Raw genomic sequence first — 23,152 nt, forward strand, 5'->3', positions numbered from 1 at the left:
TGCAGACCATGAGCAGCCGAGCGATCATGTGGATCACAAGATCGGATCGTATCGCGACCTGAGGGTCTGGAACCTTGCTATCGAATTGGCAGTAAATTGCTACGAGCACACCAGAGGTTTTCCGCATTCTGAATTGTACGGGCTTACATCGCAGTTGCGCGTTCTGCCACTTCCATAGCGGCTAATATCGCTGAAGGGTATGGCCGGCAAAATACAGGCTCATATGTTCAATTTCTTCGGGTGGCTCAGGGCTCGCTCAAGGAGTTCGAAACACACATCATAATTTCCACCCGTGTCGGTTTTCTCGATGCGGAAGCAGAACGGCGCTTCCTGGTGCAAGCCGACGATATTGGTCGCATGCTTCGTGCGTTGATCCGCAGCCTACAACGGACAAGTTGATGTTATATGCTCCGAAATCCCTTCGATCTGCCGACTGCCGACTGCCGATTGCCGCCGGGAGACCCTGCTAATGCTTCTCGGACGCACCGCCAACGGCCTCTACTGGATGAACCGCTACATCGAACGGGCGGAGAATATGGCGCGGCTGGTCGATGCCGGGCTGCGCATGGCGCTGACGCGCACCCAGGATGCCTCGGAAGAATGGCATTCGGTGGTGATCAGCGCCGGTTCCGATGTCGCTTTCGCGCAGAAATATTCGGAGTTCACGGCGGCCAACGTCGCCGACTTCCTGCTGCGCGACACGTCGAACCCGTCCAGCGTCATGTCGTCGATCGAGACGGCGCGCAACAATGCACGCATGGTCCGCACCGCGCTGACGCGCGAGACCTGGGAAAGCACCAACGAGGCCTGGATGGCGCTGAAGCGCATGCTGGCCAGGCCGATCGACCAGCGCGACCTGCCTTCGATGCTCGATGCGGTCAAACGCGAGACGGCCTTGATCCGGGGGTCGCTCTTCGGCACGCAACTGCGCAACGAGATCTTCGATTTCTCGCAGCTCGGCACCTACCTCGAACGGGCTGACAACACTGCGCGTATTCTCGATGTGAAGTACTACGTGCTGTTGCCGTCGATCTCCTGGGTTGGCTCGACCCTCGACAATTACCAGTGGGAATCGATCTTGCGCTCGGTGTCGGCGCACCGCTCGTATCGCTGGGTCTACGAGGCGGAGTACAAGCCGACGAACATCGCCGACTATCTGATCGTCAATGCGCGCATGCCACGCTCGCTGACTTTCTGCTATCGATTCATCCTGGAACACCTGAATTTCCTGTGCGGCGACTACGGTGCGCGTCACGCCAGCCATGCGACAGCCGAGCGAATCCATGAGATGCTGAAGGTCGGCTCCATCAAGGACGTGTTCGACGCCGGGCTGCATGAATTCCTCGGCGATTTCATCACCGAGAATACACGGCTGGGCGATCAGATCGCTGAAGACTACCGGTTCTATTAGGCGAACTGAGATGAAACCTGTGATTTCGACCCGTCCTGATATGAACGCAACACGTTCCAGTTGGCCATCATGCGTTTGAAGATCACGCACCGGACCGAATACAGCTACGACACTCCGGTCAGATATGCTTTGCAGCGCCTGCGGCTTGTGCCTGGCTCAGGCCCGACACAGACAGTGCGCTCGTGGGAGCTGCAGATCGAGGGGGCCAAGGAAGAAGTGCACTTCCGGGACCAGTTCGCCAACGACACGCGCCTGGTCAGCGTCGAAGGGGCGTCGCATCTCATCGCAATCGAGGCGGTCGGTGAAGTGGAGACGATCGACAAAGCGGGTGTGTATGGACCACACCAGGGCTTCGCGCCCCTGTGGCTGTTCCTGCGCGAAACACCGCTGACGACGGCGGGCGATGGTATTCGTGGTCTCGTCGCGGGCCTTGGCGAAGGCCCCGAGATCGAACGGCTGCACAGGCTGATGGCGCTGGTGCGCGATCGGATCAACTATCTGCCGGGCAGCACCAGCGCCGAAACGGTGGCTGAGGAAGCGCTCAGCCTTGGCACTGGTGTATGCCAGGACCACAGCCATGTTTTCATTTCGGCGGCACGGCTTCTTGGCCTGCCAGCCCGGTACATCAGCGGTTATCTGATGATGGATGGCGTTTCGGAGCAGGTGGCGAGCCACGCCTGGGCCGAAGCGCATGTCGCCGGGTTGGGCTGGGTGTCGTTCGACGCTGCCAACGGTATTTCGCCGGACGAGCGTTATGTTCGCGTGGCGAGCGGTCGCGACTATCGCGACGCGATGCCGGTTTCCGGCATTCGGCTGGGCCAGGGCCGCGAGCAACTCGCTGTTTCCATCACCGTCGTGCAACAATAGCCGCGCAAGCGAGCAAATAGCGCCGGCGCGGTCTTGCGTGCGGCTGCCCAGCACCATAATGCACCCGTTAATCATTATCGGACCGAGCTCAAGGAGGAGGCGGTATGGATAGCGAAGAATTCCGCGCGTGGTCGCGGCGCGCTGCGGACTGGGGCGCGGATTACCGCGACACCGTGCGCGACAGGCCGGTGCGGCCGCAGGTGGCCCCCGGATCGACCCTGCAGCAGATCGCGGCATCGCCGCCAGAGCAGGCGGAGGCGATGGAGGCGATCTTCGCCGATTTCGAGGCCAAGATCATGCCTGGCATGACGCATTGGCAGCATCCGCGCTTCTTTGCCTATTTCCCGGCAAACGCTGCGCGTGTTTCCGTCATCGCCGAATACCTGGTGACCGCGGTCGCCGCGCAATGCATGCTGTGGCAGACTTCGCCTGCCGCGACCGAACTCGAAACAAAAATGATCGACTGGCTGCGGCAGGCGCTCGGCCTGCCGCAAGGGTTCTCCGGGGTTATCCAGGATTCGGCTTCCTCCGCCACGCTGGCTGCCATACTCACCATGCGGGAGAAGGCACTTGACTGGGACGGCAACAGGAAAGGCCTGCCCGGGCAGAAGCGCCTGCGCATCTACAGCTCGAACCAGGTCCACACGTCGATCGATCGCGCTGTCTGGGTCGCCGGCATCGGTGACGAGAACCTCGTCCGGATCCCCACGACAGGCGCGCTGCGTTCCATGGATGCAGCCGCACTGGAGGCTGCGATCCTCTCCGACAGGGAAGCAGGGTTCCTTCCAGCAGGCATCGTCGCGTGTGTCGGAGGTACCAGCACCGGCGGCACCGACGACATTGCCGCAGTGGTGGAAATCGCCCGTCGTCACGATCTCTACCTGCATGTCGATGCCGCATGGGCAGGTGCTGCGATGATCTGTCCGGAGTATCGACATTTCTGGAATGGGATCGAACAGGCCGATTCCATCGTCTTCAATCCGCACAAATGGCTGGGCGCCAGTTTTGACTGTTCGATCCAGTTCGTGCGCGATCCGGACAGCCACGTGCGCACACTGGCCATCAAACCCGAATATCTGAAGACACACGGCCACGACGGCGTCGTCAATTATTCCGAATGGACTGTGACGCTGGGCAGGCGGTTCCGTGCGCTGAAGCTGTGGTTCCTGATGCGCGCGCATGGGCTGGAAGGCCTGCGCAGCATGATCCGCAACCATGTGGATTGGAGTGCCGCCCTGGCGGAGCGGCTTTCGAAAGAGCCGGATTTCGAACTGGTGACTGCGCCGATGCTGTCGCTGTTCTCGTTCCGCCACCGGGCAGGCGAGGGGCATGACAGCGACGAGCACAATCTGCGCCTGGTCAATGCCATCAACGATGATGGCCGCATCTATCTCACACAGACACGTGTCGACGATCAGGTCGCAATCCGTTTCCAGGTCGGGCAGTTCGAGGCGACGCGGGAAGATGTCGAGGCCGCTTTCGATGTGATTGTCGAGGTCGCTCGCGGCCTTCCATAGCTGCCGCCGAGGGGAAACGAATGCGGCGGACACGATGTTCGCCGCTGCTGGCTCTTGCTTTTCTTCTATTTTCGTTTTTGGCTATGCACAACAAGAACGAAAATGGGAACTGCCGCAATGTACCTGTCGCCGCGCCATGCCGAGATCATCCAGATGGCCAAGGAGGCAGGGCGTGTGCTGGTGGATGATCTCGCTGCGCATTTCGAAGTGACGCCGCAGACCATCCGCAAGGATCTCAACGACCTGTGCGACCAGCGCCTCCTGACGCGTATTCACGGTGGTGCCCTGTTCCCGTCGGGCATCGAGAACATGGAGTATGAGGCACGGCGGAAGATCGCCGCGGATGAAAAGGAAGCAATCGGGCTGGCCGCCGCCCGGCTCATTCCGGACAATGCCTCACTGTTCATCAACATCGGCACCACGACCGAAGCTGTGAGCAAGGCTCTTCTTGATCACAACGGCCTGATGGTGATCACCAATAACATCAATGTTGCCAACAGGATGCGCGTCTATCCTTCGATAGAGGTGGTGATTGCCGGTGGCGTGGTGCGCGGCTCGGACGGCGGTATCGTCGGCGAGGCGGCAGTCGATTTCATCAAGCAGTTCAAGGTCGACTACGCCGTGATCGGTGCCTCGGCCATCGATCACGACGGAGCGTTGCTTGATTTCGATTTTCGCGAAGTGAAAGTCGCCCAGGCCATTCTTGCCAATGCGCGCCACGTCATCCTGGTTTCGGATTGCACCAAGTTCGAGCGCACCGCACCCGTTCGCATCGGCCATCTCTCGCAGGTCAACACCTTCATAACCGATCGTTGCGAGATCCCCGCGGTGCGCAAGATCTGCGCGGACTCGGAGGTTCAGCTCATCGAGACGTCACGATCCTGATATGAACGCAGGCTAGCATTTTCTATTGATCTGAATTTCGTTTGACATTCGTTCTGTTTTCGAAATAACATCCAACCGCTTTCGAAATGCGGCTTTCTATGCTGCAATGCGAAATCATGGGAGGGCATTTTGGACGGAACTCCGGTCCATGACATTTTTGTCATCGGCGGTGGCATCAACGGTTGCGGCATTGCGCGCGACGCGGTTGGCCGTGGCTATTCCGTATTCCTGGCCGAGATGAACGATCTGGCGAGCGGGACGTCATCCGGCTCGACCAAGCTCATCCACGGCGGCCTGCGCTATCTCGAATTCTATGAATTCCGCCTTGTGCGCGAGGCGTTGATGGAGCGCGAGGTGTTGTGGTGCAATGCGCCGCACATCATCTGGCCGATGCGTTTCGTACTGCCCTTTTTTGCTGGCGGTCCACGCCCAGCCTGGATGCTGCGGCTTGGTCTTTTCCTCTATGATCATATCGGCGGGCGCAAGCTCCTGCCGGCCACGAAAACGCTGGACATGCGGCGCGATCCTGCCGGCAAGCCGCTGAAGCCGCTGTTTTCCAAGGCGTTCGAATATTCCGACGGTTGGGTCAACGATGCGCGCCTGGTGGTGCTGAATGCCCGTGATGCCGCCGACCGCGGCGCGACCATCCGTACCCGCACCAAGGTTGTCGCAGCGCGCCGCGAGGGTGACCTGTGGGCGATTACGATCGAAGACCTGCGCGACCGCAAGACCGAAACCGTCAGGGCGAAGCTGCTGGTCAATGCTGCCGGCCCCTGGGTTGATCATGTCCTGGAAAAGACCGTCGGCAAGAACGACGTGCACAATGTGCGTCTGGTGCAGGGCAGCCATATCGTCGTGCGCAAGAAGTTCGATGACCCGCGCGCCTACTTCTTCCAGAACAAGGATGGCCGCATCATCTTCGCCATCCCCTATGAGGAAGACTTCACGCTGATCGGTACCACCGATCGCGACTATTCCGACGATCCGCACAATGTGACGATCAGCGAAGGCGAGATCGACTATCTGTGCGCCGCGGCCAGCGAATATTTCGCCGATCCGGTGACGCGCGCCGACATCGTCTGGACTTACTCTGCGGTTCGCCCGCTTTACGATGACGGTGCATCCAAGGCGCAGGAAGCGACACGCGACTATGTGCTGAAAGCCGAAGGCGGGGAGGGTGCAGCTCCGCTCATCAATGCGTTTGGCGGCAAGATCACCACCTATCGCCGCCTGGCGGAGTCCATGCTGGAGAAGATCGAAGGTTTCCTCGGCAAGCGCGGCGATCCCTGGACGGCAAAAGGCGCGCTGCCTGGCGGCGACTTTCCCGCAACCGGCTATGAGGCCGAGGTGACGAAGCTCAAGAGCTCCTATCCGTTTCTGGAAACCCGCATGGCGAGGCGTCTTGTGCGACTTTACGGCACGCGCGCGCGCATGCTGCTCGGACTGGCCAAGTCGACGGCTGATCTCGGCCAGGACTTCGGTGCCCACCTCTACGAGGCCGAGGTCCGCTATCTCGTCGACCATGAATGGGCCCGGACCGCCGAGGACATCCTCTGGCGCAGAACCAAGCGCGGACTGCATTTCGATCGCGAACAGACTGCCAAGCTGGAAGCATTTCTGCACCGCATCAGCGGCCCGCATATAGCTGCCGCCGAATAGCGCGGCATAGGGAGGAAACCGAATGCTGGAATTGCGGAACGTCTCGAAGGTCGTGGGTGCGGCAACGCACATCGACGACGTATCGCTGACGCTGCAGCACGGCTCCCTGAATGTGCTTCTGGGGCCAACGCTGTCCGGCAAGACAAGCCTGATGCGACTGATGGCGGGGCTCGATCGGCCAACCACCGGTTCGGTCTGGTTCGACGGCAAGGATGTCACCGGCGTGCCGGTGCAGAAGCGTAACGTCGCAATGGTCTACCAGCAGTTCATCAACTATCCGGCGATGACGGTCTATGAAAACATCGCCTCGCCGCTGCGTGTCGCCGGCGTCGACAAGGCCAGGATCGATCGCGAGGTGCGGCAGGCCGCGGACCTTCTGAAACTCACGCCCTTTCTGGAGCGCACGCCGCTCCATCTGTCCGGCGGCCAGCAGCAGCGCACCGCACTTGCCCGTGCCATCGTCAAGAATGCCAGCCTGGTGTTGCTGGACGAGCCACTGGCCAACCTCGACTACAAGCTGCGTGAAGAGCTGCGCGCCGAGTTGCCAAGGATTTTCGCCGAGGCCGGCACCATTTTCGTCTACGCGACCACGGAGCCGCATGAAGCGCTGCTGCTTGGCGGCAACACGGCGACGCTGTCAGAAGGCAGGGTCACGCAATTCGGTCCCACCATCGAGGTTTTCCGCAAACCGAACGACCTGATCACGGCCCGCACCTTCGCCGATCCACCGCTCAACACGATCGTCCTGCGCAAAGCCGGTGCCAGCTTCCTGCTCGATGGCGGCGTGAGTCTGCCCGTGCCGGCAGATATTACTGGCGTTGCCGACGCCAGCTACACCATCGGCTTCCAGCCGCATCATCTCTCATTGCAGCGGCCGAACGATCAGGCCGTGCCGGTGCGTGCCAAGGTATCGATCACCGAGATCACCGGTTCGGAGAGCTTCGTGCATCTGGATTTCGCCGATGCGCGCTGGGTCATGCTTTCCCACGGCATTCTCGACCTCACCACCGATGATGAAGTCGAGGTGTTCATCGATCCCCGCCATATCATGGTCTTCGACGCGGCCGGACGTTCGGTCGGCGCGGCGCGGTTGGCGGCATAGGAGCGCGGCATGGCACGCATCGATCTCGATCATATCCGCCATTCCTATCTGCCCAATCCGCAGAAGGACACCGACTTCGCGCTGAAGGAAGTGCATCACACCTTCCAGGATGGCGGTGCCTATGCGTTGCTCGGGCCCTCCGGTTGTGGCAAGACCACGCTGCTCAACATCATTTCCGGCCTGCTGCACCCTTCGCACGGCAAGCTGCTTTTCAACGGAAACGATGTGACCAACCTTTCGACACAGGAACGCAACATCGCGCAGGTGTTCCAGTTCCCGGTGATCTACGACACCATGACGGTCTACGACAATCTGGCCTTCCCGCTGCGCAATCGTGGCGTTCCGGAGGCCGATATCGACCGTAAGGTGCGCGAGACGCTCGACATGATCGACCTCGCCGACTGGGCGAGGCGCAAGGCAAGAGGCCTGACTGCCGACCAGAAGCAGAAGATCTCGCTTGGTCGTGGCCTGGTGCGCTCCGACGTCAACGCCATCCTTTTCGATGAACCGCTGACCGTCATCGACCCGCATATGAAATGGGTGTTGCGTTCGCAGCTCAAGCAGCTGCATCGCCGCTTTGGCTACACCATGGTCTACGTCACGCACGATCAGACGGAAGCGCTTACTTTCGCTGACCAGGTGGTGGTGATGTATGACGGCGGCATCGTTCAGATCGGGACGCCGGCGGAACTTTTCGAGCGGCCGAAACACACCTTCGTCGGCTATTTCATCGGCTCGCCGGGCATGAACGTGCTGCCAATCGAAGTCGAGGGCAAGACGGCCAAACTGGGATCGCTGGCCATCGTGCTTCCCGGGGCTCCGGAGAAGACTGCTGGCGCGATGGAACTCGGGATCAGGCCCGAATATGTGCGCCTCGGCCGGGTCGGCATCGGCGTGTCGATCAGCAAGGTCGAGGATGTCGGCCGCCACAAGGTTGTCCGCGCCAGGCTGGAAGGCCGTGAGATCGCGGCGATCATCGGCGAAGACGAGGAAATCCCTGCTGAGCCGAAGCTGCGTTTCGAACCGGCCGGCATCAATGTCTATGCCGATTCCTGGCGCGTCGAGATGAGGGCCTGACCATGGAGAAAACCTGGAACAACAAGGCCTGGTTTCTTGTCCTGCCGGTGCTGGTGCTGGTGGCTTTTTCCGCCGTCATCCCGCTGATGACGGTGGTCAACTATTCGGTGCAGGATACTTTCGGCAACAACCAGTTCTTCTGGGCCGGTACCGAATGGTTCGAGGAACTGCTTGGCTCATCGCGCTTCTGGCAGGCGATGGGCCGCAACCTGGTGTTCTCGGCCATCATCCTGGCCATCGAGGTGCCGCTCGGCATCCTGATCGCGCTCAACATGCCGAAGAAGGGCTGGGGCGTTCCGGTCTGCCTTGTGCTGATGGCGCTGCCCCTGCTGGTTCCCTGGAATGTCGTCGGCACGATCTGGCAGGTCTTCGGCCGCAGCGACATCGGCCTGTTCGGCTACTACCTGAACCAGCTGGGCTTCAACTACAACTATGTGCAGGATCCGATCGACGCGTGGTTCACCGTCATCATCATGGATGTGTGGCACTGGACGAGCCTCGTCGTGCTGTTGTGCTATGCAGGCCTGGTCTCCATCCCGGATGCCTTCTACCAGGCCGCCAAGATCGACGGCGCCTCGCGCTGGGCGGTGTTTCGTTACATCCAGCTGCCGAAGATGCAGCGTGTGCTTCTGATCGCGGTTCTGCTGCGTTTCATGGACTCGTTCATGATCTATACCGAACCGTTCGTCGTCACCGGCGGCGGCCCTGGCAACTCGACCACTTTCCTGTCCATCGACCTGGTCAAGATGGCGCTCGGCCAGTTCGACCTCGGTCCGGCGGCGGCGATGTCGCTGGTCTACTTCCTGATCATCCTGTTGCTGTCGTGGGTGTTCTACACCGTCATGACCAACTACGACGCGGAGCGCTGATATGGCGAGCGCAAACGAACGGACAACCGATACGGCGATCGCCGCCGGTTCGCTGAGGAGCGGCCTCTCGCAGGAACAGCTCGCGCGGCGCATGCGCAAGCGCGGCGAGGAATCGAAATTCTGGTGGGTGATCCCCACGCTCTACATCCTGTTCCTGCTGCTGCCGATCTACTGGCTCGTCAACATGAGCTTCAAGACCAACACGGAGATCGTGTCGGGTCTGACGCTCTATCCGCACGAGCCGACCTTGCGGAACTACCGGATCATCTTCACCGATCCATCCTGGTACATGGGCTATGTGAACTCCATCACCTATGTCGTTATGAACATGGTGATTTCGGTCGCCGTTGCCTTGCCTGCGGCTTATGCCTTCTCGCGCTATCGCTTCCTTGGCGACAAGCACCTGTTCTTCTGGCTGCTGACCAACCGCATGGCGCCGCCCGCGGTGTTCGCGCTGCCGTTCTTCCAGCTCTACTCGGCCTTCGGCCTGATCGACACGCACATCGCGGTGGCGCTGGCTCACTGCCTGTTCAATGTGCCGCTGGCGGTGTGGATCCTGGAAGGCTTCATGTCCGGGGTGCCGAAGGAGATCGACGAAACCGCCTATATCGACGGCTATTCGTTCCCGCGCTTCTTCTTCAAGATCTTCATGCCGCTGATCGCGAGCGGCATCGGTGTGGCCGCCTTCTTCTGCTTCATGTTCTCATGGGTGGAACTGCTGCTTGCCCGCACGCTGACCACCACCGATGCCAAGCCGATCGCCGCGGTCATGACGCGCACCGTTTCGGCCTCCGGCATGGACTGGGGCCTGTTGGCTGCTGCCGGCGTGCTGACGCTGATCCCCGGCGCCATCGTGATCTGGTTCGTCCGCAACTACATCGCCAAGGGCTTTGCCCTGGGGAGGGTATGATGACTGTTTCCCGAAACTGGATCGTTCCCCTCGTTGTCGTGGTTGCCGTCTACCTTGGCGCATCTGGGCTGCTCGCTTCTTTCGTTCCGGTCCAGGACGGTGCGCGCGCCTGGGGCGCGCCTCTGATCGCCGGCGGCTGGATGGCATGGACTTTCCCGACCGCGATGTTCTTCCTCACGATCTTCGGCATCCTTTCGCTGATGGCGGTGTGGGAATATGCATCGCCCGGCGGAAATCCGCGTGTCGGCGTGCTGCGCTTCGAGACGACGCGCGGCGACCGCCTCTTCATCACGCTGCTTGGCAGCGCCTTCATCCATCTCGCTTGGCTGGGTCTCGTTGGAGCCGGCCTCTGGTGGGCTCTCGCTCTCTCCGTGGCCTACGCCATAGCGGTGTTCCGCTACGTATAGAGGGAGAAAACTGTCGGGGAGGCAGCCGGTCCGCTGCCGATCCGGAGCATATTAAACTTATTGAGGAGGAGACTTATGCGACGGCAATTTCTGATATCGACCACCGCGCTTGCCCTGCTTGCTGGCATGGGCAACGCCTACGCAGGAATGGACGAGGCGAAAGCCTTCCTGGACAAGGAAATCGGCGACGTATCGACGCTTTCGCGCGCCGACCAGGAAAAGGAAATGCAGTGGTTCATCGACGCCGCCAAGCCGTTCGCCGGCATGGAGATCAAGGTGGTGTCGGAAACCATCACCACGCACTCCTATGAATCGGAAGTGCTGGCGCCGGCCTTTTCGGCGATCACCGGCATCAAGCTGACGCACGACCTGATCCAGGAAGGCGACGTCGTCGAGAAGATTCAGACCCAGATGCAGACGGGTCAGAACCTGTACGACGGCTGGGTCAACGATTCCGACCTGATCGGCACGCACTGGCGCTACAAGCAGGTGCGCAACCTGACCGACTGGATGGCGAACGAAGGCAAGGATGTCACCAATCCGAACCTCGATCTCGCCGACTTCATCGGCACGTCCTTCACTTCTGCACCGGACAAGAAACTCTATCAGTTGCCCGACCAGCAGTTCGCGAACCTGTACTGGTTCCGCTACGACTGGTTCAACGACGAGAAGAACAAGGCCGATTTCAAGGCGAAGTACGGCTACGATCTCGGCGTGCCGGTCAACTGGTCGGCCTACGAGGACATCGCCGAGTTCTTCAACGGTCGCGAGATCGACGGCAAGAAAGTCTTCGGCCACATGGATTACGGCAAGAAGGATCCGTCGCTGGGCTGGCGCTTCACCGATGCGTGGCTTTCGATGGCCGGCAACGGCGACAAGGGCATCCCGAACGGTCTGCCGGTCGACGAATGGGGCATCAAGGTCAACGAGAAGTCGCAGCCCGTCGGTTCCTGCGTGGCGCGTGGCGGTGACACCAACGGCCCGGCTTCGGTCTATGCCATCCAGAAATATCTGGACTGGCTGAAGGCCTATGCTCCGGCTGAAGCCCAGGGCATGACCTTCTCCGAAAGCGGCCCGGTTCCGGCACAGGGCAACATCGCCCAGCAGATGTTCTGGTACACCGCCTTCACCGCCGACATGGTCAAGGACGGCCTGCCTGTGGTGAACGCCGACGGCACGCCGAAGTGGCGCATGGCTCCGAGCCCGCATGGCGTCTATTGGAAGGACGGCATGAAGCTCGGCTATCAGGACGTCGGTTCCTGGACGCTGATGAAGTCGACCCCCGATGACCGCGCCAAGGCCGCTTGGCTCTATGCGCAGTTCGTCACCTCCAAGACGGTCGACGTGAAGAAGAGCCATGTCGGTCTCACCTTCATCCGCGAGAGCACCATCCACCACAAGAGCTTCACCGACCGTGCGCCGAAGCTCGGCGGTCTGATCGAGTTCTATCGCTCGCCGGCCCGCGTGCAGTGGTCGCCGACGGGCACCAACGTGCCGGACTATCCGAAGCTGGCACAGCTGTGGTGGCAGGCAATCGGTGACGCATCCTCCGGCGCCAAGACCGCGCAGGAAGCGATGGACTCGCTGTGCGCCGAGCAGGAGAAGGTGATGGGCCGCCTCGAGAAGGCCGGCGTGCAGGGCGACATCGGTCCGAAGCTCGCCGAGGAGCACGATCTCGAATACTGGAACAAGGACGCCGTCTCGAAGGGCAACCTTGCGCCGCAGCTCAAGATCGAGCCCGAGAAGGACAAGCCGATCACCATCAACTATGACGAGCTGGTGAAGAGCTGGCAGAAGTAAGCTGGTGTGGGCCTGGAGCGTGATCCGGAAAAGTGGGAACCGGTTTTCGGAAAGATCACGCTCCAACAGAAAGGCCCGTATCCGAAACAAGGGGAGGCGGCGTCATGCCGTCTCCCTTCTCGTATCGCCATGAGGGGAAGAGATGACAGGTTTCGTGTTAGCGATCGACCAGGGCACGACATCCTCGCGTGCGATCCTGTTCGACGGCGCCATGAAAGTGGCCGGCGTCGGCCAGCAGGAGTTCACCCAACACTTTCCGGCATCGGGCTGGGTCGAGCACGATCCGGAAGAAATCTGGGCGAGCGTCGTCCAAACCGTCAAGGCCGCGCTCAAAAAGGCGGGTCGCAAGGCCTCCGACATTGCCGCCATAGGCATCACCAACCAGCGCGAGACGGTTGTCATCTGGGACAAGGCGACAGGCAAGCCGATCCACAACGCCATCGTCTGGCAGGATCGTCGTACCGCGCCGCTGTGCGCGAAGCTGCGCAAGCAGGGGCTGGAGCCGAAATTCACCAGGAAGACCGGTCTGCTGCTCGATCCCTATTTCTCGGGTACCAAGATCGCCTGGATGCTGGACAAGGTGAAGGGAGCGAGGAAGCGCGCCGAGCGTGGCGAGTTGCTGGCCGGGACCATCGACAGCTTCCTGATCTGGCGGCTGACCGGCGGCAAGGTGCATGCGACCGACGCCACCAACGCCTCACGCACGCTGGTCTACAACATCGCCACCAATGCCTGGGATGATGAACTGCTGCGCATCCTGAACATCCCGGCACAACTGCTGCCACAGGTGAAGGATTGCGCCGACGACTTCGGCGTGACGGAAAAAGATCTGTTCGGCGCTGAAATCAGGATCCTCGGCGTCGCCGGTGACCAGCAGGCGGCGACGATAGGCCAGGCCTGTTTCGAGCCGGGCATGATGAAATCCACTTATGGCACCGGCTGCTTTGCGCTTCTGAACACCGGCGCCGACATCGTGCGCTCGAAGAACCGGCTGCTGACGACCATCGCCTATCGCCTGAACGGCAAGACCACCTATGCCCTGGAAGGCTCGATCTTCGTCGCGGGCGCGGCGGTGCAATGGCTGCGCGACGGTATCAAGGTGATCGGCAAGGCCGAACACAGCGGCGAACTCGCAGCCCAGGCCGACGAGGCCCAGAATGTTTATCTGGTGCCGGCTTTCGTCGGGCTCGGCGCGCCGCATTGGGACGCCGACGCACGCGGTGCGATCTACGGGCTGACACGCAATTCCGGCCCGGCGGAGTTTGCCCGCGCGGCACTGGAATCAGTCGCCTATCAGACGCGCGACCTGCTCGATGCGATGAAGAAGGACTGGAAGACCGGAAACGGCAAGACGGTGCTGCGTGTCGATGGCGGCATGGTGGCGTCTGCCTGGACGATGCAGCGGCTCGCCGACCTTCTCGATGCACCGGTCGATCGACCGACCATCCTGGAGACCACGGCGCTCGGTGCTGCCTGGCTGGCCGGCTCGAAGGCCGGGGTGTGGCCGAAGATGAAGGACTTCGCCAAGGCGTGGTCACTCGACCGCCGCTTCAAGCCGGAAATGGATGCGAAGATCCGCACAGCCAAGCTCAAGGGCTGGCACGACGCCGTCAGGCGAACCCTGACGGCCTGATTTCGACGCCCATGGGCGTTGTTTTTGCTGCGAAAAAGCTGGTTGTCCGCAGCGGTTTGGAAATCGGCTTTTTTCCGGTTGACCATGGGGGGCACTCTCCCTATGTTCCGCCCACTTTTCAGGCGGACCGGCATTCGGAAACGCGGTCGGCAAAAGCCGGGCGATGTTCCGGCCAGAAAGCCAGGATGGGCCGGTAGCTCAGCGGTAGAGCACGTGACTTTTAATCATGTGGTCGAGGGTTCGATCCCCTCCCGGCTCACCATCTTAACCAGCTGAAGAATTTGATATTGTTCTAATTTAGCGTGCTGCTACGCTGTGCAAAACGCGCGTGGCCCAATTGCCTCTTACGATGCCCGCAGCACAGTGGGCCCATCATGGCGGCGGAGTTGGATACAGTCCTGTTCGAAATGGCGGTTCGGGCTGCCAGCGCGCTGCCGACCAGTTTTTCGGAAAAGGTGACGGATATCGCCGTGCGCACTGCAGGGCAGCTTGCCTTTGATGTCCGGGTCGAGGGTGACTACCGTTTCCAGCGGATCGCCGGCATCCGGTACGGCGGCGATGTCGGTATCCTGGCGCTGACCAAGAACGGCCAGTCGGTCGACAGCTGCCGGGTCAACGGCGCACTGGCGGGTTTCATAGAACCGCTGGAGAACTGGAACGGCCTGTCACTGCAGGCGCAGGCGCAGACCGATATCCTTGGCCATACCAGCCTGCTGGTTGCCGCGCTCAGGAATGCCGGCAGCCTGCCCAACCGATCGGCCGATTGAAGGGCGGCGCGCAAGCGAGCGCGCCGCTGTTTCTGAAAGGTCAGGCGTCGCGCGCGGCTGTCAGGCCGGCTGCCAGATCGGCCTTCAGATCCTCGATATCCTCGAGCCCGATCTGCAAGCGGATCAGCGGGCCTTCATAAGGGCCCTTGGCGATGATGCGGTCGCCGAGAAAGACTGGGACGGCAAGGCTCTCGTAACCGCCCCAGGAATAGCCGAGACCGAAGATCTTCAGCGCATCCAGGAAGGCGTGTGCCTGCTTCTGGCCACCGCCGGAAAGGACGATGGAAAAGACGCCGCTGGCACCGCTGAAATCACGCTTCCACAAAGCATGATCAGGATGGCTGGGCAAAGCTGGGTGCAGCACGCGTGCCACGCCGGCCTGTGTTTCCAGCCAGCCTGCGATATCCAGGGCGTTCCTGCCGTGATGGTCCAGCCGAACGCCCATGGTGCGCAGGCCGCGCAGCACCTGGTAGACGTCGTTGGGACCGGCGCAGCAACCCAGGGCATCAAAACCGGCGAGCAGCCGCGGCCAGCAAGCCTCGTTGGCCGAAACAGTGCCCAGAAGCACGTCTGAGTGACCGCCCGGATATTTGGTGGCTGCATGAATGGAAATGTCGACGCCATGCTCGAGCGGACGCAGATAAAGCGGCGTCGCCCAGGTGTTGTCCATCATGACAACCGCGCCGATCGCGTGCGCTTCCTTCGAGATCGCCGGTATGTCCTGCACTTCATAGGTGTTCGAGGCCGGCGATTCGGTGAAGACGATCCTGGTGTTCGGCCGGAACAAGGCCTTGATGCCGGCCCCGATACGCGGCTCGTAGTATTCCACATCCACACCCATGCGCTTCAGCATGGTGTCGCAGAAGTGCCGGGTCGGCCGGTAAATGCTGTCGACCACCAGAATGTGGTCGCCGGCCGAGGCGAATGCGAGCAGCGGTACCGTCACAGCCGCCAGGCCCGATGGGACGATGATGGTACCGGCCGAGCCCTCGAGTTCGTCGATGGCCGCAGCGAGCGCGTCCGACGTCGGCGTTCCATGCGTGCCGTAGGTGTATTTCTGGCTGCGGGAGTTCATGGTCGCGGCATCGGGGTAGAGCACGGTCGAGGCATGCACCACAGGAGGGTTGACGAAGCCGAAGAAATCGCGCGGATCATTGCCGCTATGGGCGAGCCGCGTATTGATGCCCCAATTGCCGTTGTTTCTTGCCATGATCCTGCTGCCTGCTGAGGTTGGGAAGGGATAGAGCGGGCAGGCCTGACGCGCAACCTCCGGGCGGTCGCCAGCCTCTTGCTTCAGATAGACCAGCGGTGCAGAACTCGACCTCCTTTTTGAGCAATTTGGAGTTGAATTTCGTCGATCTGCCGAATGATGCGGCAGCCACGAGCAAACCTTTGTTCGAGCGTCGATATTATTTGCTGGTTGGTCGCCATGGTTCGGTCATTTTTCTTGACCTCACGGGAATTATCGCCTTCGATGTTCTTCGTGAACGGGAACAGCTCGTGCGTCGGCTAGGGAGCCGCGTTCCGGAAGTGGGCCGGGATGGCTGGTGGGGTTCGCACAAAAAATCGGGCAATGCGCCCAAACAACCGAAAAAGGGTCTGAGGGTTATGAAACACATTGCAATCGGCATTCTGGCAGCGGCGACGATGGGTCTGATGGCGTCCGCTGCTTCGGCTGCAAGCACTCTTGAGGCCGTCAAGGCCAAGGGTTTTGTCCAGTGCGGCGTCAATACCGGCCTCTCGGGCTTCTCGTCGCCGGACGACAAGGGCGAATGGAAGGGTCTGGACGCTGATTTCTGTCGCGCGGTTGCAGCTGCCGTCTTCGGCGACGGCACTAAGGTCAAGTTTACGCCGCTGTCCGCCAAGGAACGTTTTACCGCCCTGCAGTCGGGCGAAATCGATCTTCTGTCGCGCAACACAACCTGGACGATCAACCGCGACACCGCGCTCGGCCTGAACTTCGCCGGCGTCACCTATTATGATGGCCAGGGCTTCATGGTGAACGCCAAGAAGCTGCCGGGCGTCAACTCCGCACTCCAGCTTTCGGGCGCTGCGGTTTGCGTGCAGTCCGGCACGACCACCGAACTCAACCTCGCCGACTACTTCAAGGCGAACAAGATGGAGTACAATCCGGTCGTCTTCGAGAAGGTCGAGGAAGCCAATGCGGCCTATGATTCCGGCCGCTGCGACGCTTATACCACCGACCAGTCCGGCCTCTACGGCATTCGCCTGACGCTGTCGTCGCCGGCCGACCATGTCGTGCTTCCGGAAATCATCTCCAAGGAGCCGCTTGGACCGGCCGTCCGCCAGGGTGACGACCAGTGGTACCACATCGTCAAGTGGACCTATTTCGCGCTGCTGCAAGCTGAAGAGCTTGGCATCACCCAGGCCAATGTCGACGAACTGAAGGCTTCGGGTGGCCCTGAAGTGAAGCGCGTGCTCGGCCAGGAAGCCGACACCAAGCTTGGCACCGACCTCGGCGTTACCAACGACTGGGTCGTCAACATCGTCAAGTCCGTCGGCAATTACGGCGAAATGTTCGAGCGCAATGTCGGCGCCGGCAGCCCGCTCAAGATTGCGCGCGGCCTCAATGGCCTCTGGACGAAGGGCGGCCTGCAATACGCTCCGCCGATCCGCTGATCGAGAACATCGTCCGGGAGGCAGCATGCTGCCTCCCGGTTTCTCATTCAGGGGATTGACCCATGGCATCGCAGGAAGTTCTTCGCGAGGAGCCCACTCGCGGCTCCTTGATCAATGACCCGAGAGTTCGCAGCATCTTCGTCCAGGTCGTGGCCGCCCTGACGTTGATCCTGCTTATCTGGTGGATTGTCGACAACACCATCGAAAACCTTCAGCGCCTGCGTATCGCGTCCGGCTTCGCGTTTCTAAAGGGACGCGCCGGCTTCGATATCGCCGACAGCGCCATAGCCTATTCCTCGGACAACACATATGGCCGTGCCATCCTTGTCGGCCTGATCAACACGGCGATCGTGGCCCTTGCCGGCATCATCACGGCAACCATCATCGGTTTCATGGTCGGTATCGGCCGGCTCTCCAACAACTGGCTGATCCGCAAGATCTGCACGGTCTATGTCGAGGTGTTTCGCAACATCCCGCCGCTACTGGTCATCTTCTTCTGGTATTTCGGCGTGCTGTCAGTGCTGCCATTGCCGCGCGACAGCATCGAATTGCCGTTCGGTTCCTACGTGAACAGCCGCGGGTTCTACTTCCCGCGCGCTGTCTGGGGTGAGGGGGCGTGGCTGATCCTGCTGGCCTTTGTGCTTGGCATCGCCATGTCATGGTTCGTGGCGCGCAGGGCGCGCCAGAGGCAGATGGCAACCGGCCAGCAATTTCCGGTGTTCTGGACCTCGGTCGCGCTGATCGTCGGGCTGCCGTTGCTCGCCTATGTCGCCAGCGGCTTTCCGCTTTCCTTCGACCTGCCGAAGAAGTCGACCTTCAACCTGACCGGCGGCTTCCAGGTCAAGCCGGAATTCCTGTCGCTTTACCTGGCGCTGTCCTTCTATACCGCGTCCTTTATCGCCGAGATCGTGCGTGCCGGCATTCGCGGCGTGAGCAGGGGGCAGACAGAAGCCGCGGGAGCGCTCGGATTGCGCTCAGGTCCGATCCTTCGCCTCGTCGTTGTTCCTCAGGCGATGCGTATCGTCATTCCGCCGCTGACCAGCCAGTATCTCAACCTGACCAAGAATTCGTCGCTGGCAATCGCGATCGGCTATCCCGATCTGACTGCCATCGCTGGAACCGTGCTCAACCAGACGGGCCAGGCGATTGAACCCATCATCATCATGATGGCGGTCTATCTCGGTCTCAGCCTGCTGACGTCGGCCATCATGAACGTGGTCAATGCCAAGATGGCACTGGTGGAAAGGTAAGGTCATGACACAGACTGATCTTTCCTGGGTTCGTACCGAGATGGCGCAGGCGATGCCTGCGCCTGCGGGAGAGCGCGGGCTCGTTGCCTGGGTCCGCAAGAACCTTTTTGCCTCGGTTGGTGACACCGTCCTGACCCTTCTCGGGCTGGTGCTGCTCGCCATGGTCCTGCCGCCGATCATCGACTGGGCCTTCGTCCAGGCGCAATGGACAGGGGCTGATCGCACGGTGTGCGCGACCGTGGCACAGGGAGGCGTCCAGCCCGATGGCTGGTCCGGCGCCTGCTGGGCTTTCGTCAACGCCAAGTTCGGCCAGTTCATGTTTGGACGCTATCCGCTGGAAGAACGCTGGCGGCCGATCCTGGTCGGCATCCTGTTTGTCGCTTTGCTTGCGCCGCTTTTGATCCCGCGTATTCCGCACAAGGGGCTCAATGCGGTGCTGTTCTTCCTGGTCCTGCCGATCGTGGCGTTCGTCCTGCTGGTGGGTGGCATGTTCGGCCTGCCCCATGTCGAGACGCCGTTGTGGGGCGGCCTGCTGGTGACGCTGACGCTGTCCTTTGTCGGCATTGTCGTCTCATTGCCGCTTGGCATCCTGCTGGCACTTGGCCGGCGCTCCAAGATGCCCGTCGTCAAGATGATCTGCGTCGTCTTCATCGAGACGATCCGCGGTATCCCGCTTATCACGGTGCTGTTCATGGCCAGCGTCATGCTGCCGTTGTTCCTGCCGGCAGGCGTGACCTTCGACAAGTTCCTTCGCGCTCTGATCGGCGTTTCGCTGTTTGCCGCGGCCTATATGGCCGAGGTGGTGCGCGGCGGCCTCCAGGCGATCCCGAAGGGACAGTACGAGGGTGCCGATTCGCTCGGGCTGAGCTACTGGCAGAAGATGTATTTCATCGTGCTGCCACAGGCGCTGAAGCTGGTCATTCCGGGTATCGTCAACACGTTCATCGGCATGTTCAAGGACACCAGCCTGGTCTACATCATCTCGATGTTCGACCTGTTGGCGATCGTGCGCCAGAATTTCTCCGACGCTTCATGGGCATCGCCGCAGACACCTGCGTCGGGGCTTATTTTCGCTGCGGTGGTATTCTGGCTGTTCTGCTTCGGCATGTCCCGCTATTCTATGTTCATGGAACGCCGGCTAGACACTGGCTACAAGCGCTGACCGCAAGCCGGGTAGCGTAAGAATCAACAAGGGGAAAATGGCTTATGGCCTCTGAGAATGCAGTCAGCGCGGAAGAGCTGAGCGTCAACACCAAGAAGATGCATGTGTCGGATACCGACGTAGCGATCGAAATCGTCGGCATGCACAAGTGGTATGGCGAGTTCCATGTGCTGAAGGACATCAACCTGAAGGTGATGCGCGGCGAGCGCATCGTCATCTGTGGTCCTTCGGGCTCGGGCAAATCGACGATGATCCGTTGCATCAACCGTCTGGAAGAGCACCAGAAGGGCAAGATCATCGTCGACGGCAAGGAACTGACCAACGATCTGAAGAAGATCGATGAAGTGCGCCGCGAGGTCGGCATGGTGTTCCAGCACTTCAACCTGTTCCCGCACCTGACGATCCTTGAGAACTGCACGCTGGCGCCGATCTGGGTGCGCAAGATCCCGAAGAAGCAGGCGGAAGAGACCGCCATGCATTTCCTGAAGCGGGTCAAGATCCCGGAGCAGGCACACAAATATCCGGGCCAGCTGTCGGGTGGCCAGCAGCAGCGCGTGGCGATCGCACGTTCGCTGTGCATGAACCCGCGCATCATGCTGTTCGATGAGCCGACGTCGGCGCTGGATCCGGAAATGATCAAGGAGGTTCTGGAAACGATGGTCGGTCTTGCCGAAGAGGGCATGACGATGCTGTGCGTGACGCACGAGATGGGTTTCGCGCGCAAGGTGGCCAACCGCGTGATCTTCATGGATCAGGGCCAGATCGTGGAAGAGAACACGCCGGTGGAGTTCTTCGATCATCCCCGTCACGAGCGCACAAAGCTCTTCCTCAGCCAGATCCTGCACTGATCGCGCTGCCTGCAATTTTCGAAAAAGGCCCCGTCGCAAGGCGGGGCCTTTTGCTTGGGCCGGCAAAAGGGTTGCCCATGGGTGGTGGTTGCTGCGGGACATCGAGATGAGAAGAGCCTTTCGCCTGGTTCTCCGTGTTGTGGCTCTGGTCGCCGGCATTGCCGTCCTGGGTACGGTTGTGCCAAGGCCGCTTTGGTCGACAGATGCGGATGAAGGCCCGCTCACGCGCCGCATCTACGTCATCAGCAATCCCATCCATACCGACATTGCCGTTCCGCTCGATGCGGCGGTCCTGGAACGCTTCCGCTTCCTTGCCGAAGACGGCATCCCGGCAAATGAGGAGGGCGTACGCTACCTCATCTTCGGTTGGGGAGGCCGGGCCTTCTATCTCGAAACGCCGACCTGGTCGCAACTGAAAGCAGCGCCGGTGTTCAAGGCGCTAACGGTTGACGCCGCTGCAATGCATGTCGATATCGCAGGTGCCATCCCCGAGCAGCATCCGGCCGTGGCTGGTTATGACATCAGCGAAGCGCGGTTCACGGCGCTGCTGGACTTCATAGACTCAAGCTTCTCGCGGCAGGCGGACCGGCCGAAATTCATTCCGGATGCCGGCTACTCCACCAGCGACGGATTCTACGAGGCCGAAGGTGCCTTCAACGCGCTTGTCGGCTGCAATACCTGGACGGCCAAGGCCCTGCGGGTGGCCGGGCTCAAGACGGGCTGGTGGAACCCGTTGCCGTGGTCGCTGAACCTTTCGATGCAACTCTACAATCGGCAGTGAATGGGGCCGTCAGGCTTTGCGAGCGGCGCCCGTATCCGGCATATGCCAGCCGTAAAGCCAGTCGAGATCCGAGGCGAGGCGGTGCTGCGGACGCAAAGCCAGCACAAGATTGCGCGCCAGTGCCACCGGACCCGTCGCATGCCAGGCGAGATGGTTGAGTGCGCCGCGTCGCGCCACCTTGGCTACGCGCGGCTTGCGCTGTTGTTCCCAGGTTGCCAGCGCATGGGCGATGCTGGCCGGGGATTCGGCAATGCACGCGGCAAGCGTGGCGGCATCCTCGATCGCCATGCCCGCGCCCTGTGCTGCAAAAGGTGTCATGGCGTGTGCCGCATCGCCAATCAGGGCAACGCCTTGCGGCAGTGTCCATGACTGTTTCTGGTCGACCGCATGCAGCGGCCAGGCCAGCCAGGTTCCCGCTTCCGCAATCAGTCTCTCCAGCGCAGGGGCCGCGCCTTTCAGCGCTCCGGTCAGGATTGCAGGATCGGCATGACCGGACCAGCCCTCGGCAATGCGCTCGCCTTTGGTGAAGGCCACCAGGTTGATCGCCGCTCCCGCGCTGACCGGATAGGCAATGAGATGAAAACCGGAATGCAGGAAAGCGGTGACACAGCCGGCTGCGCCGACGGAAGCAAAGGTCCTGCCGGCAGTACTGTCCGCGGCAATGGTAATACGCCAGGCGAGCTCGCCGGTGAAACGGCTTTTGCCGGCAAGTCCTGGCAGTTCCCTGACTTTTGACCAGACGCCATCCGCACCGATCAGCAATGAGCCGATTGGCCGAACCTCTGTTCCCTCTTGATCGAAGGTGCCGACAAGGTTTTCAGGGGAGGTGCCGATGTCCGTGAGCGTCGCGCCGGTGATCAGCCGAATGCCCGCCGTTTCGGCCACTCGCGCAACCAGCGCCGCCTGTACATCGGCGCGGTGGGCTGTGAGATAAGGCGCCTGCCAGCGCTGTTCGGCGAAGGCACCAAGCGGGACGCGCGCGCGTTCCTTCAGACTGGCCGCGTCCTTGAGCGCAACGGCTTCCGGCCTGACTGCCATCGGCAGCAACCGCTCCAGCACGTCGAGGCTTGCCAGGATCCGTGTCGCGTTCGGGGAGAGCTGGATACCCGCGCCGACGGTTTCGAGGCGCGGTGCCTGTTCATAAATTTCGACCGCGAAGCCGCGCTGCGCGAAGGCGAGCGCGGCTGTCAGTCCGGCAATGCCGCCACCCGCGATCACGACCGGGCGAGACCGCGTATCCATGGTCATGACCGGACGATCGGAAGATCAGGCGGCGCGATCGACGTAGAGGCAGCCTGCCGGGACCGTTTCGGTCGCTTTCAGCTTGGCCGAATAGCGATAAAGGGTCGAGCAGTAGGGGCAGACCTTCTCGTCGTCGCTGCCGAGATCGAGAAAGACGTGCGGGTGATCGAAGGGCGGGTTGGCACCAACGCACATGAATTCGCGTACGCCGATCTCGATTGCCGGATGGCCCGCATCGTTCTGGAAATGGGGAATGGAACCGCCGGCCATCATCGTCTCCTTCAGCGCGTACGACATGCGTTTGAAGCATATCTGTGTTCTTTGC

The 23,152-nt window shown here is 61.1% G+C and carries 21 protein-coding genes, 1 tRNA gene and 1 pseudogene; 20 read left to right on the top strand and 3 right to left on the bottom strand.

What is annotated here, in order from left to right; all coding sequences use genetic code 11:
- The first annotated feature begins 28 nt into the window (after positions 1 to 28).
- The 15 genes and pseudogenes from C1M53_RS25260 to C1M53_RS25330 all read left to right on the top strand — a co-directional run bounded on the left by C1M53_RS25260 (position 29) and on the right by C1M53_RS25330 (position 14,904).
- Positions 29 to 399 (top strand): annotated as a pseudogene (locus C1M53_RS25260) (four helix bundle protein).
- 70 nt (positions 400 to 469) lie between these two features.
- Positions 470 to 1,411, top strand: coding sequence for an alpha-E domain-containing protein (locus C1M53_RS25265; protein WP_129414730.1), 942 nt, complete (start codon positions 470 to 472; stop codon positions 1,409 to 1,411).
- Positions 1,412 to 1,480: 69 nt separating this feature from the next.
- Positions 1,481 to 2,278 (top strand): transglutaminase family protein, encoded by a 798-nt coding sequence (locus C1M53_RS25270; RefSeq protein WP_129414731.1) that lies wholly within the window; start codon positions 1,481 to 1,483, stop codon positions 2,276 to 2,278.
- Between the two features lie 104 nt (positions 2,279 to 2,382).
- A complete protein-coding gene (locus C1M53_RS25275; RefSeq protein ID WP_129414732.1) occupies positions 2,383 to 3,795 on the top strand; it encodes a pyridoxal-dependent decarboxylase in 1,413 nt (470 codons plus the stop codon).
- 117 nt (positions 3,796 to 3,912) lie between these two features.
- A complete protein-coding gene (locus C1M53_RS25280) occupies positions 3,913 to 4,680 on the top strand; it encodes a DeoR/GlpR family DNA-binding transcription regulator (RefSeq protein WP_129416363.1) in 768 nt (255 codons plus the stop codon).
- A gap of 129 nt (positions 4,681 to 4,809) precedes the next feature.
- On the top strand, positions 4,810 to 6,339 hold the full coding sequence (gene glpD / locus C1M53_RS25285) for a glycerol-3-phosphate dehydrogenase (RefSeq protein WP_129414733.1): 1,530 nt from the start codon (positions 4,810 to 4,812) through the stop codon (positions 6,337 to 6,339).
- Between the two features lie 22 nt (positions 6,340 to 6,361).
- A complete protein-coding gene (locus C1M53_RS25290) occupies positions 6,362 to 7,441 on the top strand; it encodes an ABC transporter ATP-binding protein (RefSeq protein WP_129414734.1) in 1,080 nt (359 codons plus the stop codon).
- A gap of 9 nt (positions 7,442 to 7,450) precedes the next feature.
- Positions 7,451 to 8,518, top strand: a complete 1,068-nt coding sequence (locus C1M53_RS25295; RefSeq protein WP_129414735.1) for an ABC transporter ATP-binding protein — start codon at positions 7,451 to 7,453, stop codon at positions 8,516 to 8,518.
- 2 nt (positions 8,519 to 8,520) lie between these two features.
- Positions 8,521 to 9,387, top strand: coding sequence for a sugar ABC transporter permease (locus C1M53_RS25300; protein WP_129414736.1), 867 nt, complete (start codon positions 8,521 to 8,523; stop codon positions 9,385 to 9,387).
- Between the two features lies 1 nt (position 9,388).
- Positions 9,389 to 10,297: a carbohydrate ABC transporter permease gene (locus C1M53_RS25305; protein ID WP_129414737.1), complete on the top strand. Its 909-nt coding sequence runs from the start codon at positions 9,389 to 9,391 to the stop codon at positions 10,295 to 10,297.
- Positions 10,294 to 10,704: a DUF2160 domain-containing protein gene (locus tag C1M53_RS25310; protein WP_129414738.1), complete on the top strand. Its 411-nt coding sequence runs from the start codon at positions 10,294 to 10,296 to the stop codon at positions 10,702 to 10,704. The genes C1M53_RS25305 and C1M53_RS25310 overlap by 4 nt, the downstream gene beginning before the upstream one ends.
- A gap of 75 nt (positions 10,705 to 10,779) precedes the next feature.
- Complete coding sequence (locus tag C1M53_RS25315; RefSeq protein ID WP_129414739.1) at positions 10,780 to 12,504, top strand: ABC transporter substrate-binding protein; 1,725 nt, start codon at positions 10,780 to 10,782, stop codon at positions 12,502 to 12,504.
- A 142-nt stretch (positions 12,505 to 12,646) separates the two neighbouring features.
- Positions 12,647 to 14,137 carry a glycerol kinase GlpK gene (gene glpK / locus C1M53_RS25320; protein WP_129414740.1) on the top strand — a complete coding sequence of 497 codons (1,491 nt, stop codon included), beginning with the start codon at positions 12,647 to 12,649 and terminating at the stop codon, positions 14,135 to 14,137.
- Between the two features lie 187 nt (positions 14,138 to 14,324).
- A tRNA-Lys gene (locus C1M53_RS25325) sits at positions 14,325 to 14,399 on the top strand.
- Between the two features lie 112 nt (positions 14,400 to 14,511).
- Positions 14,512 to 14,904, top strand: a complete 393-nt coding sequence (locus C1M53_RS25330; RefSeq protein ID WP_245488279.1) for a hypothetical protein — start codon at positions 14,512 to 14,514, stop codon at positions 14,902 to 14,904.
- A gap of 40 nt (positions 14,905 to 14,944) precedes the next feature.
- On the opposite strand, the gene C1M53_RS25335 is transcribed toward C1M53_RS25330, so the two are convergent.
- Positions 14,945 to 16,114 (bottom strand): cystathionine beta-lyase, encoded by a 1,170-nt coding sequence (locus C1M53_RS25335; protein WP_129414741.1) that lies wholly within the window; start codon positions 16,112 to 16,114, stop codon positions 14,945 to 14,947.
- Between the two features lie 398 nt (positions 16,115 to 16,512).
- Between C1M53_RS25335 and C1M53_RS25340 the strand changes: the two genes are divergently transcribed.
- The 5 genes from C1M53_RS25340 to C1M53_RS25360 all read left to right on the top strand — a co-directional run bounded on the left by C1M53_RS25340 (position 16,513) and on the right by C1M53_RS25360 (position 21,585).
- Positions 16,513 to 17,544, top strand: coding sequence for an amino acid ABC transporter substrate-binding protein (locus tag C1M53_RS25340; RefSeq protein WP_129414742.1), 1,032 nt, complete (start codon positions 16,513 to 16,515; stop codon positions 17,542 to 17,544).
- A 62-nt stretch (positions 17,545 to 17,606) separates the two neighbouring features.
- Entirely contained in the window at positions 17,607 to 18,794 is a 1,188-nt protein-coding gene (locus C1M53_RS25345; protein WP_129414743.1) for an amino acid ABC transporter permease, read from the top strand.
- Between the two features lie 4 nt (positions 18,795 to 18,798).
- Positions 18,799 to 19,956 carry an amino acid ABC transporter permease gene (locus C1M53_RS25350; RefSeq protein ID WP_129414744.1) on the top strand — a complete coding sequence of 386 codons (1,158 nt, stop codon included), beginning with the start codon at positions 18,799 to 18,801 and terminating at the stop codon, positions 19,954 to 19,956.
- Positions 19,957 to 20,000: 44 nt separating this feature from the next.
- The gene (locus C1M53_RS25355) at positions 20,001 to 20,804 is read left to right on the top strand and encodes an amino acid ABC transporter ATP-binding protein (protein ID WP_129414745.1); all 804 of its coding nucleotides are present in this window, start codon (positions 20,001 to 20,003) and stop codon (positions 20,802 to 20,804) included.
- Between the two features lie 106 nt (positions 20,805 to 20,910).
- Positions 20,911 to 21,585, top strand: coding sequence for a TIGR02117 family protein (locus C1M53_RS25360; RefSeq protein ID WP_129414746.1), 675 nt, complete (start codon positions 20,911 to 20,913; stop codon positions 21,583 to 21,585).
- 9 nt (positions 21,586 to 21,594) lie between these two features.
- Here C1M53_RS25360 and C1M53_RS25365 read toward each other — a convergent pair whose 3' ends face one another.
- A complete protein-coding gene (locus tag C1M53_RS25365) occupies positions 21,595 to 22,827 on the bottom strand; it encodes an FAD-dependent monooxygenase (RefSeq protein ID WP_129416365.1) in 1,233 nt (410 codons plus the stop codon).
- 24 nt (positions 22,828 to 22,851) lie between these two features.
- Positions 22,852 to 23,097 carry a zinc-finger domain-containing protein gene (locus C1M53_RS25370; RefSeq protein WP_054311070.1) on the bottom strand — a complete coding sequence of 82 codons (246 nt, stop codon included), beginning with the start codon at positions 23,095 to 23,097 and terminating at the stop codon, positions 22,852 to 22,854.
- Positions 23,098 to 23,152 lie beyond the last annotated feature (55 nt).

The organism is Mesorhizobium sp. Pch-S, from assembly GCF_004136315.1.
Lineage (GTDB): Bacteria > Pseudomonadota > Alphaproteobacteria > Rhizobiales > Rhizobiaceae > Mesorhizobium.

Coding starts and splice junctions, on each gene's coding strand:
- C1M53_RS25265 (WP_129414730.1), top strand. CDS start 470: ATGCTTCTCGGACGCACCGCCAACGGCCTCTACTGGATGAACCGCTAC.
- C1M53_RS25270 (WP_129414731.1), top strand. CDS start 1,481: ATGCGTTTGAAGATCACGCACCGGACCGAATACAGCTACGACACTCCG.
- C1M53_RS25275 (WP_129414732.1), top strand. CDS start 2,383: ATGGATAGCGAAGAATTCCGCGCGTGGTCGCGGCGCGCTGCGGACTGG.
- C1M53_RS25280 (WP_129416363.1), top strand. CDS start 3,913: ATGTACCTGTCGCCGCGCCATGCCGAGATCATCCAGATGGCCAAGGAG.
- C1M53_RS25290 (WP_129414734.1), top strand. CDS start 6,362: ATGCTGGAATTGCGGAACGTCTCGAAGGTCGTGGGTGCGGCAACGCAC.
- C1M53_RS25295 (WP_129414735.1), top strand. CDS start 7,451: ATGGCACGCATCGATCTCGATCATATCCGCCATTCCTATCTGCCCAAT.
- C1M53_RS25300 (WP_129414736.1), top strand. CDS start 8,521: ATGGAGAAAACCTGGAACAACAAGGCCTGGTTTCTTGTCCTGCCGGTG.
- C1M53_RS25305 (WP_129414737.1), top strand. CDS start 9,389: ATGGCGAGCGCAAACGAACGGACAACCGATACGGCGATCGCCGCCGGT.
- C1M53_RS25310 (WP_129414738.1), top strand. CDS start 10,294: ATGATGACTGTTTCCCGAAACTGGATCGTTCCCCTCGTTGTCGTGGTT.
- C1M53_RS25315 (WP_129414739.1), top strand. CDS start 10,780: ATGCGACGGCAATTTCTGATATCGACCACCGCGCTTGCCCTGCTTGCT.
- glpK (WP_129414740.1), top strand. CDS start 12,647: ATGACAGGTTTCGTGTTAGCGATCGACCAGGGCACGACATCCTCGCGT.
- C1M53_RS25330 (WP_245488279.1), top strand. CDS start 14,512: ATGGCGGCGGAGTTGGATACAGTCCTGTTCGAAATGGCGGTTCGGGCT.
- C1M53_RS25335 (WP_129414741.1), bottom strand. CDS start 16,114: ATGGCAAGAAACAACGGCAATTGGGGCATCAATACGCGGCTCGCCCAT.
- C1M53_RS25340 (WP_129414742.1), top strand. CDS start 16,513: ATGAAACACATTGCAATCGGCATTCTGGCAGCGGCGACGATGGGTCTG.
- C1M53_RS25345 (WP_129414743.1), top strand. CDS start 17,607: ATGGCATCGCAGGAAGTTCTTCGCGAGGAGCCCACTCGCGGCTCCTTG.
- C1M53_RS25350 (WP_129414744.1), top strand. CDS start 18,799: ATGACACAGACTGATCTTTCCTGGGTTCGTACCGAGATGGCGCAGGCG.
- C1M53_RS25355 (WP_129414745.1), top strand. CDS start 20,001: ATGGCCTCTGAGAATGCAGTCAGCGCGGAAGAGCTGAGCGTCAACACC.
- C1M53_RS25360 (WP_129414746.1), top strand. CDS start 20,911: ATGAGAAGAGCCTTTCGCCTGGTTCTCCGTGTTGTGGCTCTGGTCGCC.
- C1M53_RS25365 (WP_129416365.1), bottom strand. CDS start 22,827: ATGGATACGCGGTCTCGCCCGGTCGTGATCGCGGGTGGCGGCATTGCC.
- C1M53_RS25370 (WP_054311070.1), bottom strand. CDS start 23,097: ATGGCCGGCGGTTCCATTCCCCATTTCCAGAACGATGCGGGCCATCCG.